The 14,881-nt window shown below is 71.4% G+C and carries 15 protein-coding genes; 14 read left to right on the top strand and 1 reads right to left on the bottom strand.

Features of this window, described 5'->3' with window-relative positions:
• The first annotated feature begins 5 nt into the window (after positions 1-5).
• The 6 genes from aroC to nusB all read left to right on the top strand — a co-directional run bounded on the left by aroC (position 6) and on the right by nusB (position 4,388).
• Positions 6-1,226, top strand: coding sequence for a chorismate synthase (gene aroC / locus ACVFI9_RS11410; RefSeq protein ID WP_474762345.1), 1,221 nt, complete (start codon positions 6-8; stop codon positions 1,224-1,226).
• A complete protein-coding gene (locus ACVFI9_RS11405) occupies positions 1,219-1,737 on the top strand; it encodes a shikimate kinase (RefSeq protein WP_474762344.1) in 519 nt (172 codons plus the stop codon). The genes aroC and ACVFI9_RS11405 overlap by 8 nt, the downstream gene beginning before the upstream one ends.
• Positions 1,734-2,816: a 3-dehydroquinate synthase gene (aroB, locus tag ACVFI9_RS11400; RefSeq protein ID WP_474762343.1), complete on the top strand. Its 1,083-nt coding sequence runs from the start codon at positions 1,734-1,736 to the stop codon at positions 2,814-2,816. The genes ACVFI9_RS11405 and aroB overlap by 4 nt, the downstream gene beginning before the upstream one ends.
• A 79-nt stretch (positions 2,817-2,895) precedes the next feature.
• The gene (locus tag ACVFI9_RS11395; RefSeq protein WP_474762342.1) at positions 2,896-3,336 is read left to right on the top strand and encodes a type II 3-dehydroquinate dehydratase; all 441 of its coding nucleotides are present in this window, start codon (positions 2,896-2,898) and stop codon (positions 3,334-3,336) included.
• Positions 3,337-3,411: 75 nt separating this feature from the next.
• Complete coding sequence (gene efp, locus ACVFI9_RS11390; protein WP_474762341.1) at positions 3,412-3,975, top strand: elongation factor P; 564 nt, start codon at positions 3,412-3,414, stop codon at positions 3,973-3,975.
• Positions 3,975-4,388, top strand: coding sequence for a transcription antitermination factor NusB (gene nusB / locus ACVFI9_RS11385; RefSeq protein ID WP_474762340.1), 414 nt, complete (start codon positions 3,975-3,977; stop codon positions 4,386-4,388). Before efp ends, nusB begins: the two co-directional genes overlap by 1 nt.
• A gap of 45 nt (positions 4,389-4,433) precedes the next feature.
• On the opposite strand, the gene ACVFI9_RS11380 is transcribed toward nusB, so the two are convergent.
• Positions 4,434-5,123, bottom strand: coding sequence for a hypothetical protein (locus ACVFI9_RS11380; RefSeq protein WP_474762339.1), 690 nt, complete (start codon positions 5,121-5,123; stop codon positions 4,434-4,436).
• Positions 5,124-5,242: 119 nt separating this feature from the next.
• Here ACVFI9_RS11380 and pyrR point away from each other — a divergent pair, with 119 nt between their 5' ends.
• The 8 genes from pyrR to gmk are packed head-to-tail and all read left to right on the top strand — an operon-like array spanning position 5,243 to position 14,859.
• Positions 5,243-5,785 carry a bifunctional pyr operon transcriptional regulator/uracil phosphoribosyltransferase PyrR gene (gene pyrR, locus ACVFI9_RS11375; RefSeq protein ID WP_474762338.1) on the top strand — a complete coding sequence of 181 codons (543 nt, stop codon included), beginning with the start codon at positions 5,243-5,245 and terminating at the stop codon, positions 5,783-5,785.
• A complete protein-coding gene (locus ACVFI9_RS11370; RefSeq protein WP_474762337.1) occupies positions 5,785-6,735 on the top strand; it encodes an aspartate carbamoyltransferase catalytic subunit in 951 nt (316 codons plus the stop codon). Before pyrR ends, ACVFI9_RS11370 begins: the two co-directional genes overlap by 1 nt.
• Entirely contained in the window at positions 6,735-8,078 is a 1,344-nt protein-coding gene (locus tag ACVFI9_RS11365; protein WP_474762336.1) for a dihydroorotase, read from the top strand. Before ACVFI9_RS11370 ends, ACVFI9_RS11365 begins: the two co-directional genes overlap by 1 nt.
• The gene (locus tag ACVFI9_RS11360; RefSeq protein ID WP_474762335.1) at positions 8,071-8,622 is read left to right on the top strand and encodes a PH-like domain-containing protein; all 552 of its coding nucleotides are present in this window, start codon (positions 8,071-8,073) and stop codon (positions 8,620-8,622) included. Before ACVFI9_RS11365 ends, ACVFI9_RS11360 begins: the two co-directional genes overlap by 8 nt.
• Positions 8,615-9,772 carry a glutamine-hydrolyzing carbamoyl-phosphate synthase small subunit gene (gene carA / locus ACVFI9_RS11355; RefSeq protein WP_474762334.1) on the top strand — a complete coding sequence of 386 codons (1,158 nt, stop codon included), beginning with the start codon at positions 8,615-8,617 and terminating at the stop codon, positions 9,770-9,772. The genes ACVFI9_RS11360 and carA overlap by 8 nt, the downstream gene beginning before the upstream one ends.
• Complete coding sequence (carB, locus tag ACVFI9_RS11350; protein WP_474762333.1) at positions 9,772-13,059, top strand: carbamoyl-phosphate synthase large subunit; 3,288 nt, start codon at positions 9,772-9,774, stop codon at positions 13,057-13,059. Before carA ends, carB begins: the two co-directional genes overlap by 1 nt.
• Positions 13,056-13,943, top strand: a complete 888-nt coding sequence (gene pyrF / locus ACVFI9_RS11345) for an orotidine-5'-phosphate decarboxylase (RefSeq protein ID WP_474762332.1) — start codon at positions 13,056-13,058, stop codon at positions 13,941-13,943. Before carB ends, pyrF begins: the two co-directional genes overlap by 4 nt.
• Positions 13,936-14,859: a guanylate kinase gene (gene gmk, locus ACVFI9_RS11340; protein WP_474762331.1), complete on the top strand. Its 924-nt coding sequence runs from the start codon at positions 13,936-13,938 to the stop codon at positions 14,857-14,859. The genes pyrF and gmk overlap by 8 nt, the downstream gene beginning before the upstream one ends.
• Positions 14,860-14,881 lie beyond the last annotated feature (22 nt).

Here is a 14,881-nt window from a genome sequence, read left to right as displayed (position 1 = left end):
GAGGCATGCTCCGTTGGCTCACTGCCGGAGAGTCGCACGGGCCTGAGCTCGTCGCGATCCTCGAGGGTCTTCCCGCCGGTATCCCCGTCTCACTCGACGCCATCCGCGCCGATCTCGCGCGGCGCAAGCTCGGCTACGGCCGCGGCGCCCGCATGAAGTTCGAGCAGGACGAGCTCGCGATCTCGGGCGGCGTGCGGCACGGACAGAGCCTCGGCAGCCCCATCGCCCTGCGCATCGGCAACACCGAATGGCCGAAGTGGCAGGAGGTCATGAGCCCCGAGCCCGTCGACCCCGCCACGCTCGGCCGCGGCCGCGGTGCGCCGCTCACCCGACCGCGGCCTGGGCACGCCGACCTCGTCGGCATGCAGAAGTACGGCTTCGACGAGGCCCGTCCGGTACTCGAGCGCGCGAGCGCCCGTGAGACCGCGGCCCGGGTCGCCCTCGGCGCCGTCGCGCGCGCCTTCCTCGGCGAGCTCGGCATCCGGCTCGTCGCGCACACGATCGCGATCGGGCCGGTGCGCGTGCCCGACGGCCGCCCGCTGCCGATGCCGGGCGACGTCGAGCGACTCGACGCCGACCCGCTGCGCTGCTTCGATCCCGAGACGAGCGAGCGCATGGTGGCCGAGGTCGACGCCGCGCACAAGGACGGCGACACCCTCGGCGGCGTCGTCGAGGTGCTCGCCTACGGACTTCCGCCGGGCCTCGGCTCCTACGTGCACTGGGACCGTCGGCTCGATGCCCAGCTCGCTGCGGCGCTCATGGGCATCCAGGCCATCAAGGGCGTCGAGGTCGGCGACGGCTTCACGACCACCACCCGCCGCGGTTCGGCCGCGCACGACGAGCTGCACCTCGATGACGGACGCATCGTGCGCGCGAGCGATCGTGCCGGAGGCACCGAGGGCGGCATGTCCACCGGCACCGTGCTGCGCGTGCGCGCCGGCATGAAGCCCATCGCGACGGTGCCGCACGCGCTGCCCACGGTCGACGTCGCCACCGGAGAGGCCGCTCCCGCCCATCACCAGCGGTCGGATGTCTGCGCGGTGCCCGCGGCCGGCGTCGTCGCCGAGGCCATGGTGGCGCTCACGCTCGCGAACGCCGTGATCGAGAAGTTCGGCGGCGACTCGGTGGCGGAGACCCGGCGCAACCTCGAGTCGTACCTCGCGGCGATCCCCGACACGCTGCTCACCGAGATCTCGAGCTCGGAGGTCGCGGGCGACCGTGTCTGACGGCCCCAGCATCACCCTGCCGATCGTGCTCATCGGTGCCATGGGGGCCGGGAAGTCCCGCGTCGGACATCGGCTCGCGGCATCCGTCGGCGCCCCCTTCATCGACACCGACGCGCGCATCGTCGAGCGGCACGGACCCATCGACCAGATCTTCGCCCGCGAGGGCGAGGAGGCCTTCCGGCGCGTCGAGCGCGAGGCCGTCGCCGAGGCGTTGCGCGAGCCGGCCGTGATCTCGTTGGGCGGGGGCGCCGTGCTGCATCCCGACACCCGGGCGGATCTCGAGGACCTCCCGGTGGTGTGGCTGCGAGTGTCGCCCGAGGCGGTCGCGCCGCGTCTCGCGGGTGGCAACCGGCCGCTCCTCGCCGAAGGCGGGCTCGCGGCCTGGACGGCCATCCTCGAGGCGCGCACCCCCGTGTACCGGGCACTCGCCGACCTGGACATCGACACGTCGCGCCGCTCGGTCGCACGCATCGTCGAAGACATCACCGAGCACTTCGGAGGAGCACGATGACGCAGGACGCCCGCACCACGATCCGGGTCGGGGGCGAGTCGGGCTACGACATCGTCGTGGGGCGCGGGGTCGTCGCCGACCTCGGCGACGCGCTCGGCGCGGCGGTGCGCAAGGTGCTCATCGTGCACGCGCCGACGCTCGGCGCGCGAGCCGCTGAGATCCGCGAGCAGCTCCAGGACCGGTTCGAGGTGCTGCTCGCCGAGGTGCCCGACGCCGAGGCCGGCAAGCGTGTCGAGGTGGCGGCGTTCTGCTGGCAGATCCTCGGCCAGGCCGACTTCACCCGCAGCGACGCGATCGTCGGGCTCGGCGGGGGAGCGATCACCGATCTGGCTGGCTTCGTGGCCGCCACCTGGCTGCGCGGCGTGCGCATCGTGCAGGTGCCGACGACGGTGCTCGGCATGGTCGACGCGGCGGTCGGCGGCAAGACCGGCATCAACACCAACGAGGGCAAGAACCTCGTCGGCGTCTTCCACGCCCCGGCCGCGGTGCTCTGCGACCTCGAACTGCTCGACACGCTCCCGCGCAACGAGATCCTCGCCGGGTTCGCCGAGATCGTGAAGGCCGGATTCATCCGGTACCCCGAGATCCTCGACGTGATCGAGGCCGACCCCGACGTGGCGACCGACCCGGCGACGGCCGAGTTCCGCCGGGTCGTCGAGCTCGCGATCCGGATGAAGGCCGACGTGGTCTCCGAGGACTTCACCGAGCAGGGGCTGCGCGAGATCCTGAACTACGGCCACACGCTGGGTCACGCGGTCGAGCACGCCGAGCGCTACCAGTGGCGGCACGGTGCGGCGATCTCGGTGGGCATGGCGTTCGCCGCCGAGCTCGGCCGGCTCTCGGGGCGGCTCTCCGACGAGGTCGCCGATCGGCACAAGCGCGTGCTCGACCTGCTGGGCCTGCCCACGACGTACCCCGCGGGCCGCTGGAACACGCTGCTCGCGACGATGCAGCGCGACAAGAAGGCGCGCGCCGGGCAGTTGCGCTTCATCGTGCTCGACGACCTCGCGAAGCCGACCGTGATGCAGGCGCCCGACCAGTCGCTGCTGTTCGCGGCGTATCAGGAGATCGCGTCGTGACGCCGCGGGTTGCGGTCGACGGGTCTCGAGACGGGTGCTTCGCGCGCTCCTCGACCAACGGGCTGGCTAGGCTTCGGGCATGACCACGATCCTCGTCCTCAACGGCCCCAACCTCGGCCGGCTCGGCACGCGCGAGCCCGAGGTGTACGGCAGCGAGACGCTCGCCGACATCGGGGCCGGGCTCGCGTCATCCACCCCCGACGATGTCGAGATCGACCTGCGGCAGTCCGATGACGAGGCCGAGCTCATCGGCTGGATCCACGAGGCCGTCGACCGGCGACTGCCGGTGGTGCTGAACCCCGCGGCGTTCACCCACTACAGCTACGCGCTGCGCGACGCGGCCGCACAGCTGAATTCCGTGGGCGTCCCGCTCGTGGAGGTCCACCTCTCGAACCCGCACGCGCGCGAGACGTTCCGGCACACGAGCGTCATCTCGGGGGTGGCCACGGGGGTCATCGCGGGCTTCGGCGCCGACTCCTATCGGCTCGCGGTCGACTGGGTTCTGCGTTCGCGGGGGTGAGTCGACTACACTCGATCAGTCGCACGCGATCGCGCGTGCCCGCTGACTTCCCACGATCGATCGGAAACACTCCCAATGGCAAGCACCGCTGACATCAAGAACGGCGTCGTTCTCTCCATCGACGGCCAGCTCTGGAACGTCATCGAGTTCCAGCACGTCAAGCCCGGCAAGGGCGGTGCCTTCGTCCGCACGAAGCTGAAGAACGTCGTCACCGGCAAGGTCGTCGACCGCACGTACAACGCCGGCGCCAAGGTCGACATCGAGAACGTCGACCGTCGCGACTTCACGTACCTCTACAACGACGGCGACGGCTTCGTGTTCATGGACGCGACCGACTACGACCAGATCACGGTGCCCGCCGCGACCGTGGGCGACGCCGCGAACTTCATGCTCGAGAACCAGTCGGTCACGATCGCCCTGAACAACGGCAACCCGCTCTACGTCGACCTCCCGGCGTCGGTCGTGCTCGAGATCACGTACACCGAGCCGGGCCTGCAGGGCGACCGCTCGACGGGCGGCACGAAGCCCGCGACCGTCGAGACCGGCTACGAGATCCAGGTGCCGCTCTTCCTCGAGACCGGCACCAAGGTCAAGGTCGACACTCGCACGGGCGAGTACCTCGGCCGCGTGAACGACTAGTGAGCGCCCGCACGAAGGCGCGCAAGCGCGCCCTCGACATGCTCTACTCGGCCGACATGCGCCAGGTGCCGGTCGAGCAGGTGCTCGCCGTCGAGGCCGAGCGCGCCGTGAGCGAACCCGAGCGCCAGGCCTCGTGGCTGTACGCCCGCGAGATCGTCGACGGCATCGTCGACCACCGCGACGAGATCGACGAGCTCATCACCACCCACTCCCGCGGCTGGACCCTCGAACGCATGCCCGCGGTCGACCGTGCCCTGCTGCGCATCGGCGTGTGGGAGATCGTGTACAACGACGCCGTGCCCGACCCCGTGGCGATCTCCGAGGCCGTCGAGGCGGCCACGGTGCTGTCGACGGATGACTCGGCCGGCTTCGTGAACGGACTGCTCGCGGCCATCTCGCACGCGAAGGCCTAGCCGCTGCCTCCCACCGTCCCCCTTCGAGCACTCCTTCCGCGAGTGTTAACGTCCCGTGCCGGCTGATGACGCTGTGCTGCCTCGCCCGGCTGGAACATCAACACTCGTCAGCGAGGAGGGGCGGACCCGAGGTGCGACCCGGGGCGCGAACGCCGCCAGCACGGCGGCCTCGACGGCGAAGCCGATGAGCGTCCCGTGCGGCCAGTAGCTGAACGCGATGGTCGAAAGGACCAGGATCGGCAGCGTCGCGGCGAGCAGGGCGCGCTCCCAACCCGGGATGCCGCGTTGGCGTGGTGCGACGATCGCCGCCACCACCGCCCAGACGCCGATCGCCATGAGCACGAACGCCTCGCCGCCCCACAACGCGTGCAACGGGGCATCCGCTGGGTGGTTCAGGTAGCTGAGCGCCGTCACCGCTGCGCCGAGCAGTAGCAGCCAGCCCAGCACCCGGCCGCTCCAGCCGAGCGCGGCGAGCGTCGGGCCCGTCGCCCACCAGATGAGCACGAACGACAGCGCGGAGGCGGCACCGAAGGCGAGGTAGAAGTCGTGCTGACCGAACGAGTGCAGCCAGCCGCGGATCGCGTCGTAGACGGGCAGGTCGTCGAGCATCCGCAGCCATCGCGGTGCGTAGACCCCCGACCAGGCCTGCTGCTGCGGCGGCAACAGGAAGAGCGCCCAGAGGGCGGCGACGACCGCCGCGACGATGGCGAGCGGCCGTGACGGGTGCGTGCGCATCACCGCAGCGTAGCGACGGGGCAGCGCCTCGCGGCATCCCTCATCCGCGGCACACGGTAGACTCGTTGAAGTTGACAACCTTTAAGGCCGTCCCGTGAGGCGGAGAAGGGAGTCGGTCCGTGGCACGTGCCGTGCTCAATCAGGCTGACATCACGCGGGCGCTGACCCGCATCTCGCACGAGATCCTCGAGTCCAATCGCGGCAGCTCCGATCTCGTCCTCCTCGGCATCCCGACCCGTGGCGTCGTCCTCGCCCGTCGCATCGCCGAGCACATCGCCCGCATCGAGCCCGATGCGCCGGCCGCTCTTGCGGGCTCGCTCGACGTCACGATGTACCGCGACGACCTCGCCCGCACCCGCACCCGCACGCCCGCGCCGACCGAGGTGCCGCCGGGCGGCATCGACGGCAAGACCGTCGTGCTCGTCGACGACGTGCTCTACTCGGGCCGCACGATCCGGGCCGCGTTCGACGCGCTCGCCGACCTCGGCCGGGCCCGGGCGGTGCGGCTCGCGGTGCTCGTCGACCGGGGCCACCGGGAGTTCCCGATCCGTGCGGACTTCGTCGGCAAGAACCTGCCGAGCTCGACGCGCGAGCGCATCAACGTCCGGCTCGCCGAGGTCGACGGCGACGACGCCGTCACGATCGACGGGGGCGACGACTGATGCGCCACCTCCTCTCCACGCGCGACCTCGGCCGCGACGCGGCCGTCGAGCTGCTCGACGTCGCCGAGGACATGGCCGCCGTGCAGCAGCGCGAGGTGAAGAAGCTGCCCACGCTGCGCGGCCGCACGGTGGTCAACCTGTTCTTCGAGGACTCGACCCGCACCCGCATCTCGTTCGAGGCCGCCGCGAAGCGCCTCTCGGCCGACGTCATCAACTTCAGCGCGAAGGGCTCGAGCGTCTCCAAGGGCGAGAGCCTGAAGGACACGGCGCAGACCCTGCAGGCCATGGGCGCCGACGCGGTGGTCATCCGCCATCACGCCTCGGGCGCCCCGCAGACCCTCGCCACGAGCGGCTGGATCGACGCGGGCGTGCTGAACGCCGGCGACGGCACGCACGAGCATCCCACCCAGGCGCTGCTCGACGCGTTCACGATCCGCCGCCGCCTGCACGGCCCCGATTCGCGCGGTCGCGGCCTCGACGGCGTGCGCGTCGCCATCGTCGGAGACATCCTGCACTCACGCGTCGCCCGCTCGAATGTGTGGCTGCTCACGACCCTCGGCGCCGAGGTGGAACTCGTCGCGCCGCCCACCCTCGTGCCCGTCGACACCTCGGCCTGGCCCGCCTCCGTCGGGTACGACCTCGACGCCTCCCTCGCCGGTTCGCCCGACGTGGTGATGATGCTCCGGATCCAGGCCGAGCGCATGCGCGAGGCGTTCTTCCCGAACAGCCGAGAGTACGCACGCACCTGGGGGCTCGACGACGCCAGGTTCGACCGGCTGCCCGCGACTACGATGGTGATGCACCCCGGGCCCATGAACCGCGGGTTGGAGATCGCCGCCCGCGCTGCGGACTCGTCGCAGTCCACGGTGCGCGAGCAGGTCGCGAACGGAGTATCAGTGAGAATGGCCGCCCTCTACCTGCTGCTGTCCGGCGAACGGGGTGAGGCCTGATGAGCGAGCGCTTCCTCATCGCCGGCGCCACGCTGCCCACGGGCGAGCGGGCCGACGTCCTGCTCGACGGCGGCATCATCGCCGAGGTCGGCCGGGTGGCGGATGCCTCGGGCGCGACCGTCATCGACGCCGACGGGCTGATCGCCCTCCCGGGTCTCGTCGACCTGCACACCCATCTGCGCGAGCCGGGCTACGAGCAGAGCGAGACGGTGCTCACCGGAACGCAGGCTGCCGCGGCGGGCGGCTTCACCGCCGTGTTCGCCATGGCGAACACGTTCCCCGTCGCCGACACCGCCGGGGTCGTCGAGCAGGAGGCGAGCCTCGGTCGCGCCGCCGGCTACGCCACCGTGCAGCCCATCGGCGCCGTCACGGTGGGACTCAAGGGGGAGCAGCTCGCCGAGCTCGGTGCCATGGCCCGCTCGCGTGCCGACGTCCGGGTGTTCAGCGACGACGGCTTCTGCGTCTCCGATCCGCTGCTCATGCGTCGCGCGCTCGAGTACGTGAAGGCGTTCGACGGCGTCATCGCCCAGCACGCGCAGGAGCCGCGGCTGACCGAGGGCGCCCAGATGAACGAGGGCGCGCTCTCCGGTGAGCTCGGGCTCGCCGGGTGGCCGGCGGTCGCCGAGGAGTCCATCATCGCGCGTGACGTGCTACTCGCCGAACACGTCGGCAGCCGCCTGCACGTCTGCCACGTGTCCACGGCCGGCTCGGTCGAGGTGATCCGCTGGGCGAAGGCCCGCGGCATCGACGTGACCGCCGAGGTGACGCCGCACCACCTCCTGCTCACCGAGGACCTCGTGTCGAGCTACGACCCGCGCTTCAAGGTGAACCCGCCGCTGCGACGTGCGGAAGACGTCGAGGCGCTGCGGGCCGCCCTCGCCGACGGCACCATCGACATCGTCGCCACCGACCACGCCCCGCACCCCGTGGAGGCCAAGGAGAGCGAGTGGGAGGCGGCCGCCAACGGCATGGTCGGCCTCGAGTCCGCCCTGTCGGTCGTGCACGCGGCGGCCGTCGAGACGGGCCTCCTGGGCTGGTCCGACATCGCGCGCGTGATGTCGTCGACCCCGGCACGCATCGGCCGGCTGCGCGGCCACGGCGAGGCCATCGCCGTGGGAGCCGCACCCGAGCTGACCCTGTACGACCCCGCCGCGGCATCCGAGTTCGACCTCGGCCGCCTGGCCGGGCGCAGCGTGAACTCGCCCTACCTCGGCCGTCGCCTTCCCGGACGCGTGGTGGCGACCTTCCACGGTGGGTACCCCACGTTCCTCGACGGCGCCGTGCGCCCGGCCGAGGACGTCGCCCGCGACGCAGCGGCCGTCTGGGGGGTCGAGCGTGGATAAGTGGATCGGCGTCGTGGTCGCCGTCGTGATCGTCGGGGCGGCCGCGTGGCTCATGCTGCGGTCGTGGAAGCGGCGCACCGTGCGCGACGAGACCCTGTCGGCGTACCCGCCGCCCGCGCAGCACGGGGACGCGCTCATCGAGACCGAGGTGCTCTACGTCGCGACCACGCCCGTCGGGCAGCCCCTCGAGCGGCTCGCCGTGCAGGGCCTCGCGTTCCGCGGTGCCGCGCACCTCGAGGTGCTGCCGGAGGGCCTCGTGATCCGCATCGCCGGGGAGCCCGCGATCTTCCTTCCCGCAGACCGGATCGTCGAGGCCGGCGCGGCGACCTACGTGATCGATCGCGGCGTCGAGCCCGAGGGCCTCGTCGCGGTCACCTGGATCGTGCAGGTCGACGACCCCGAGCGGGTCGCGCCGCACGTCGACAGCACCTTCAGGGCCCGGTACCCGGGCGACGCGGCACGCATCATCGCGGCCGTCAACGACATCGCCGCCGCCCCCATGGCGCCGCGGCCGGAACAGGAGAGTGAGGCCTCGGATGACTGAGACCCCGACCCGCAGCCACGACCCCGCGGTCCTCGTCCTCGAGGACGGGCGCCGCTACGAGGGGCGCGCCTACGGTGCGCGCGGGCGCACGCTCGGAGAGGCGGTCTTCGCCACCGGCATGACCGGCTACCAGGAGACCCTCACCGACCCGTCGTACGCGGGCCAGATCGTCATGATGACGGCGCCGCACATCGGCAACACCGGCATGAACGACGAGGACATGGAGTCGTCGCGCATCTGGGTGGCGGGCTTCGTCGTGCGTGAGCCCTCCCGCGTCGTCTCGAACTTCCGCTCCCAGCGCAGCCTCGACGACGACCTCGCCGCGGCCGGCATCGTCGGCATCAGCGGCGTCGACACCCGGGCGATCACCCGGCACATCCGGTCGGCGGGCGCCATGCGCGCCGGCATCTTCTCGGGCGACGCCGCGTCGCTGACGCACGGGGAGCAGCTGGAACTGGTGCTCGGCGCCGCCGAGATGACCGGGCTCAACCTCTCGGGTGCGGTGTCGACGACCGAGTCCTACTCGATCCCCGCCGAGGGCGAGCGGGTCGGGTCGGTCGCGGTCCTCGACCTCGGGGTCAAGGCCTCGACGCTGCGGTTCCTCGCCGAACGCGGCTTCGACGTGCAGGTGGTGCCGCAGTCGATCACGCCGGAGGAGCTGCTCGCGATGGCGCCCGACGCGCTGTTCTTCTCGAACGGTCCCGGCGACCCCGCGGCATCCGACCGGCACGTGGAGCTGCTGCGCGCGAGCCTGCGCGAGGGGCTGCCGTACTTCGGCATCTGCTTCGGCAATCAGCTGCTCGGCCGCGCGCTCGGCTTCGGCACCTACAAGCTCCCGTTCGGCCACCGCGGCATCAACCAGCCGGTGCTCGACCGGGCCACGGGCCGCGTCGAGATCACCTCGCACAACCACGGCTTCGCGGTGGATGCGCCCATCGACCGGGTGAGCGAGTCCACCGAGGGCTTCGGCCGCGTCGAGGTGAGCCACTACGACCTCAACGACAACGTCGTCGAGGGACTCAACTGCCTCGACATCCCGGCGTTCTCGGTGCAGTACCACCCCGAGTCGGCCGCGGGCCCCCACGACGCCGAGTACCTGTTCGACCGGTTCCGCGAGATGGTCGTCGCGAGCAAGGAGACCAACGCCTGATGCCCAAGCGCGACGATATCAACAGCGTCCTCGTCATCGGATCGGGGCCCATCGTCATCGGCCAGGCCGCCGAGTTCGACTACTCGGGCACCCAGGCGTGCCGGGTGCTCCGCGACGAGGGCGTGCGCGTCATCCTCGTGAACCCGAACCCGGCCACGATCATGACCGACCCGGGCTTCGCCGACGCGACGTACATCGAGCCGATCACCCCCGAGGTCATCGAGTCGATCATCGTCAAGGAGCGGCCCGACGCCGTGCTCCCGACGCTCGGCGGCCAGACCGCGCTGAACGCGGCCATCGCCCTGCACGACGCGGGCATCCTCGCCGAGCACGGCGTCGAGCTCATCGGCGCGAAGGTCGACGCCATCCGCAAGGGTGAGGACCGGCAGCTGTTCAAGGACCTCGTCGTCGAGGCGGGGGCGGATGTCGCACGCTCGCACGTCGCGAAGACGCTCGACGAGGCCAAGGAGTACGCGCTCGACCTCGGCTATCCGCTCGTCGTGCGACCCTCGTTCACGATGGGCGGCCTCGGATCGGGCTTCGCGTACACCGAGGAGGACCTCGTGCGCATCGTCACGCAGGGCCTGCAGAACTCGCCCACCACCGAGGTGCTCCTCGAGGAGTCGATCCTCGGGTGGAAGGAGTACGAGCTCGAGCTCATGCGCGACACGGCCGACAACACGGTCGTCGTCTGCTCGATCGAGAACGTCGACCCAGTGGGCGTGCACACGGGCGACTCGATCACCGTGGCACCCGCCCTGACGCTCACCGACCGCGAATACCAGCACCTGCGTGACATCGGCATCGACATCATCCGGGCGGTCGGCGTCGACACCGGCGGCTGCAACATCCAGTTCGCGGTGAACCCCGAGACCGGCCGCGTGATCGTCATCGAGATGAACCCGCGCGTGTCGCGTTCGTCGGCACTCGCCTCGAAGGCCACCGGCTTCCCCATCGCGAAGATCGCGGCGAAGCTCGCCATCGGCTACCGGCTCGACGAGATCCCGAACGACATCACGCGGGTGACCCCGGCGAGCTTCGAGCCGACGCTCGACTACGTCGTGGTGAAGGTGCCGCGCTTCGCGTTCGAGAAGTTCCCCGCCGCCGACCCCACGCTCACGACGACCATGAAGTCGGTCGGCGAGGCCATGGCCATCGGCCGCAACTACGCGAGCGCCCTGCAGAAGGCGCTGCGTTCGCTCGAGAAGCGCGGATCATCGTTCCACTGGGGCCCCGAGGAGCGCTCGGCCGAGGAGCTCGTCGAGGCGACGCGCACTCCCACCGACGGCCGCATCGTGCTCGTGCAGCAGGCGCTGCGCAAGGGGGCGACCGTCGAGCAGCTGTTCGAGGCCACGAAGATCGACCCGTGGTTCCTCGACCAGATCGTGCTCATCAACGAGATCGCCGAGACCATCTCGACCGCCGACGCCCTCGACACCGACCTCATCCTGCTCGCGAAGGACCACGGGTTCTCCGACGCGCAGATCGGCCAGCTCCGCGGCTTCGGCGAGGCCGACGCCCGCGAGGTGCGCCACATCCTCGGCATCCGGCCGGTGTACAAGACCGTCGACACCTGTGCGGGGGAGTTCCCCGCACTCACGCCGTACCACTACTCGAGCTACGACCTCGAGACCGAGGTGGAGCCGAGCGACCGGCGCAAGGTGGTCATCCTGGGTTCGGGCCCGAACCGCATCGGCCAGGGCGTGGAGTTCGACTACTCGTGCGTGCACGCCTCGTTCGCGCTCTCCGACGCGGGCTTCGAGACCATCATGATCAACTGCAACCCCGAGACGGTCTCGACCGACTATGACACGAGCGACCGGCTCTACTTCGAACCGCTCACGCTCGAGGACGTGCTCGAGGTCATCCACGCCGAGTCGCAGACCGGCGAGCTCGTCGGCGTCGTGGTGCAGCTCGGCGGGCAGACCGCGCTCGGGCTCGCCAAGGGCATCGAGGCGGCCGGCATCCCGATCCTCGGGACGACGCCGGAGGCGATCGATCTCGCCGAGGAGCGGGGCCTGTTCAGCGAGATCCTCGATCGCGCCGGCCTCGTCTCCCCGCAGAACGGCACCGCCATCGACATGGCGGGCGCCGTGCACGTGGCCGACGGCATCGGCTACCCGGTGCTCGTGCGTCCGAGCTACGTGCTCGGCGGCCGCGGCATGGAGATCGTGTACGACGCCGCGTCGCTCGTCGACTACTTCCAGCGCATCGAGGGCCAGGGCATCGTGGGCCCGAGCCATCCGCTGCTCGTCGACCGCTTCCTCGACGACGCGATCGAGATCGACGTCGACGCGCTCTACGACGGCACCGAGCTCTACATCGGCGGCGTCATGGAGCACATCGAGGAGGCCGGCATCCACTCGGGCGACTCGAGCTGCACGTTGCCGCCCGTGACGCTCGGTCGCGCCGAGGTCGATCGGGTTCGCGAGGCGACGCGCGCCATCGCCGAGGGCATCGGCGTGCGGGGCCTGCTCAACGTGCAGTTCGCGATCGGCGCCGGCGTGCTCTACGTGCTCGAGGCGAACCCGCGTGCGAGCCGCACGGTGCCGTTCGTGTCGAAGGCGCTCGGCATCCCGCTCGCCAAGGCCGCGTCGCGGATCATGGTCGGCGCGACCGTCGCCGAGCTCATCGAGGAGGGAATGCTTCCCACTTCCGACGGCTCCCGCGTGCCGCTCGACGCCCCGGTCGCCGTGAAGGAGGCCGTGCTGCCCTTCCACCGCTTCCGCACGCGCGAGGGCATCATGGTGGACTCGGTGCTCGGACCCGAGATGCGTTCGACGGGCGAGGTCATGGGCATCGACAAGGACTTCCCGACGGCGTTCGCGAAGAGCCAGCTCGCCGCGTACGGCGGCATGCCGCTCACGGGCACGGTCTTCGTGTCGGTGTCCGACCGTGACAAGCGCGCCATCGTGTTCCCCGTGCTGCGGCTGCAGCAGCTCGGGTACGACATCGCCGCCACCGAGGGCACCGCCGAGGTGCTGCACCGGCACGGCATCACGGCGCGGGTCGTGCGCAAGTTCAGCGAGGGCCCGTCGACCGACGGCGAGTCGGTGGTCGAGCTCATCAACCGCGGCGAGGTCCACGTCGTCGTGAACACCCCGAGCGGCCGCTCGTCGCGCGCCGACGGCTACGAGATCCGGGCGGCGGCCGTCGCGAGCGACCTCCCGCTGTTCACCACGATCGCCGAGCTCTCGGCCGCCGTCGCGTCGCTCGACGCGGTGAGCGGCGGGTTCGCGGTGACCAGCCTGCAGGAGTACGCCGAGCGTCGCGGGGTTCCGGCGTGAACGGTTCCAACGGCGTGATCCCGTTCGGCGAGCGGCTGGCGGAGGCGTTCGCCGCGTACGGCCGGCTGTGCGTGGGCCTCGACCCGCACGCGGCGCTGCTCGACCGGTGGGGCCAGCCCGACTCAGCCGAGGGCGTGCGCGAGTTCGGGCTGCGCGTCATCGAGGCCGCAGCGGGGCGCGCCGGCATCCTGAAGCCGCAGGTCGCGTTCTTCGAGCGTCACGGCGCGGCGGGCTATGCCGCGCTCGAGCGGCTCCTCCGCGAGGCGCGCGACGCCGGCCTCATCGTGATCGCCGACGTCAAGCGCGGGGACATCGGCTCGAGCGTCGCCGCCTACGGTGAGGCCTGGCTCACGCCCGGATCCCCGCTCGAGGCCGACGCCATGACGATCAGCGCCTACCAGGGGCTGGGTTCGATCGCGGGGGTCTCGGCGGCGGCGCACGACGCGGGCAAGGGCCTGTTCGTGCTCGCCGCCACCTCGAATCCCGAAGCCGCCGCCATCCAGCGGGCGGTGCTGCAGCAGTCCAGCCGGGCCGGGTCCACCGTCGCGCAGGCGATCACGCAGGGGGTCATCGGCTGGAACCAGGAGCGAACGGATGCCGCGGGCGGCGAGTTCGGCTCGACGGGCGTCGTGTTCGGCGCCACGGTCGATCTGCGTCTCGCGGGTATCGACACCGACGCCGAGGCCCCGCGGCCCGGGCTGCCGGTGCTCGCCCCCGGGTTCGGCCATCAGGGCGCCGAGCCGGCCGAGCTGCGCACGCGGTTCGGCTCCTTCGCCCCTGGCGTGATCCCGACCGAGTCGCGGTCGCTGCTCGCCGCCGGCCCCGACGGCATCACCGACGCCATCGCGCGTCGCCTCGACCAGTATGGAGCGGCAATTGGCTGAGCCGGCAACGAAGACCACCGCGGCACCCCCCGACGTCGATCGGGTCGCCGCCTCCCGCGCGGCCGTGGCCGCGCGTCGCGCTCGCGCGGTCGTGAAGGCCGCCGTGGCCGACGGCAGGCGCAGCCCCCTCGACGTGCTGCGCGCGGCGTACGAGGAGCCCGAGGGCGTCGAGGGCCGCCTGCGCGTGACCGAGTTCCTCACCTCCATCCCCGCCATCGGCACCACCAAGACCGCCCGGATCATGCAGGAGCTCGAGATCTCGACCTCGAAGCGACTCGGGGGCCTCGGCCGGCTGCAGCGTCGTCGCCTGCGTGAGTTCGTCGCCGAATGGGTGGCCACCCACGGCGGCACCGGCGACCGCCTCGTGGTGCTCGCAGGTCCCACGGCCGTCGGCAAGGGCACGGTCGCGTCGTACATCCGCCGCCATCACCCCGAGGTGCGGCTCTCCGTGTCGGCCACGACACGTCCGCCGCGACCAGGCGAGGTCGAGGGCGAGCACTACTTCTTCGTCGACGACGCCGCGTTCGATCGCATGGTCGAGGCCGGTGAGCTCCTCGAATGGGCGACCGTGCACAACGCGTTCCGGTACGGCACGCCGCGCCGCCCCGTCGAGGAGGCGATCGCGGCCGGCAACAGCGTGCTGCTCGAGATCGACATCCAGGGCGCCCGCTCGGTGCGCCGGGCCATGCCCGAGGCGACCCTCGTGTTCCTGCTGCCGCCGACGTGGGAGGAGCTCGTGCGTCGGCTCGTCGGTCGCGGCACCGAGAGCCCCGCCGAGCAGCAGCGCCGACTCGAGACGGCGAAGGTCGAGCTCGCGGCCGTCGAGGAGTTCGACCACCAGGTCGTGAACGTCGACGTCGGCGAGGCCGCGCAAAAGGTCGTAGACTTGATGAGGCCCCGAAAGGGTCGGCGTTGAGCTGCCCGGGCCCAGAGCTTGC

The organism is Agromyces sp. NSFZ (genome assembly GCF_056156205.1).
Note: the sequence above shows the minus strand (reverse complement) of the source record. Positions and strands in the feature narration are given on the sequence as shown.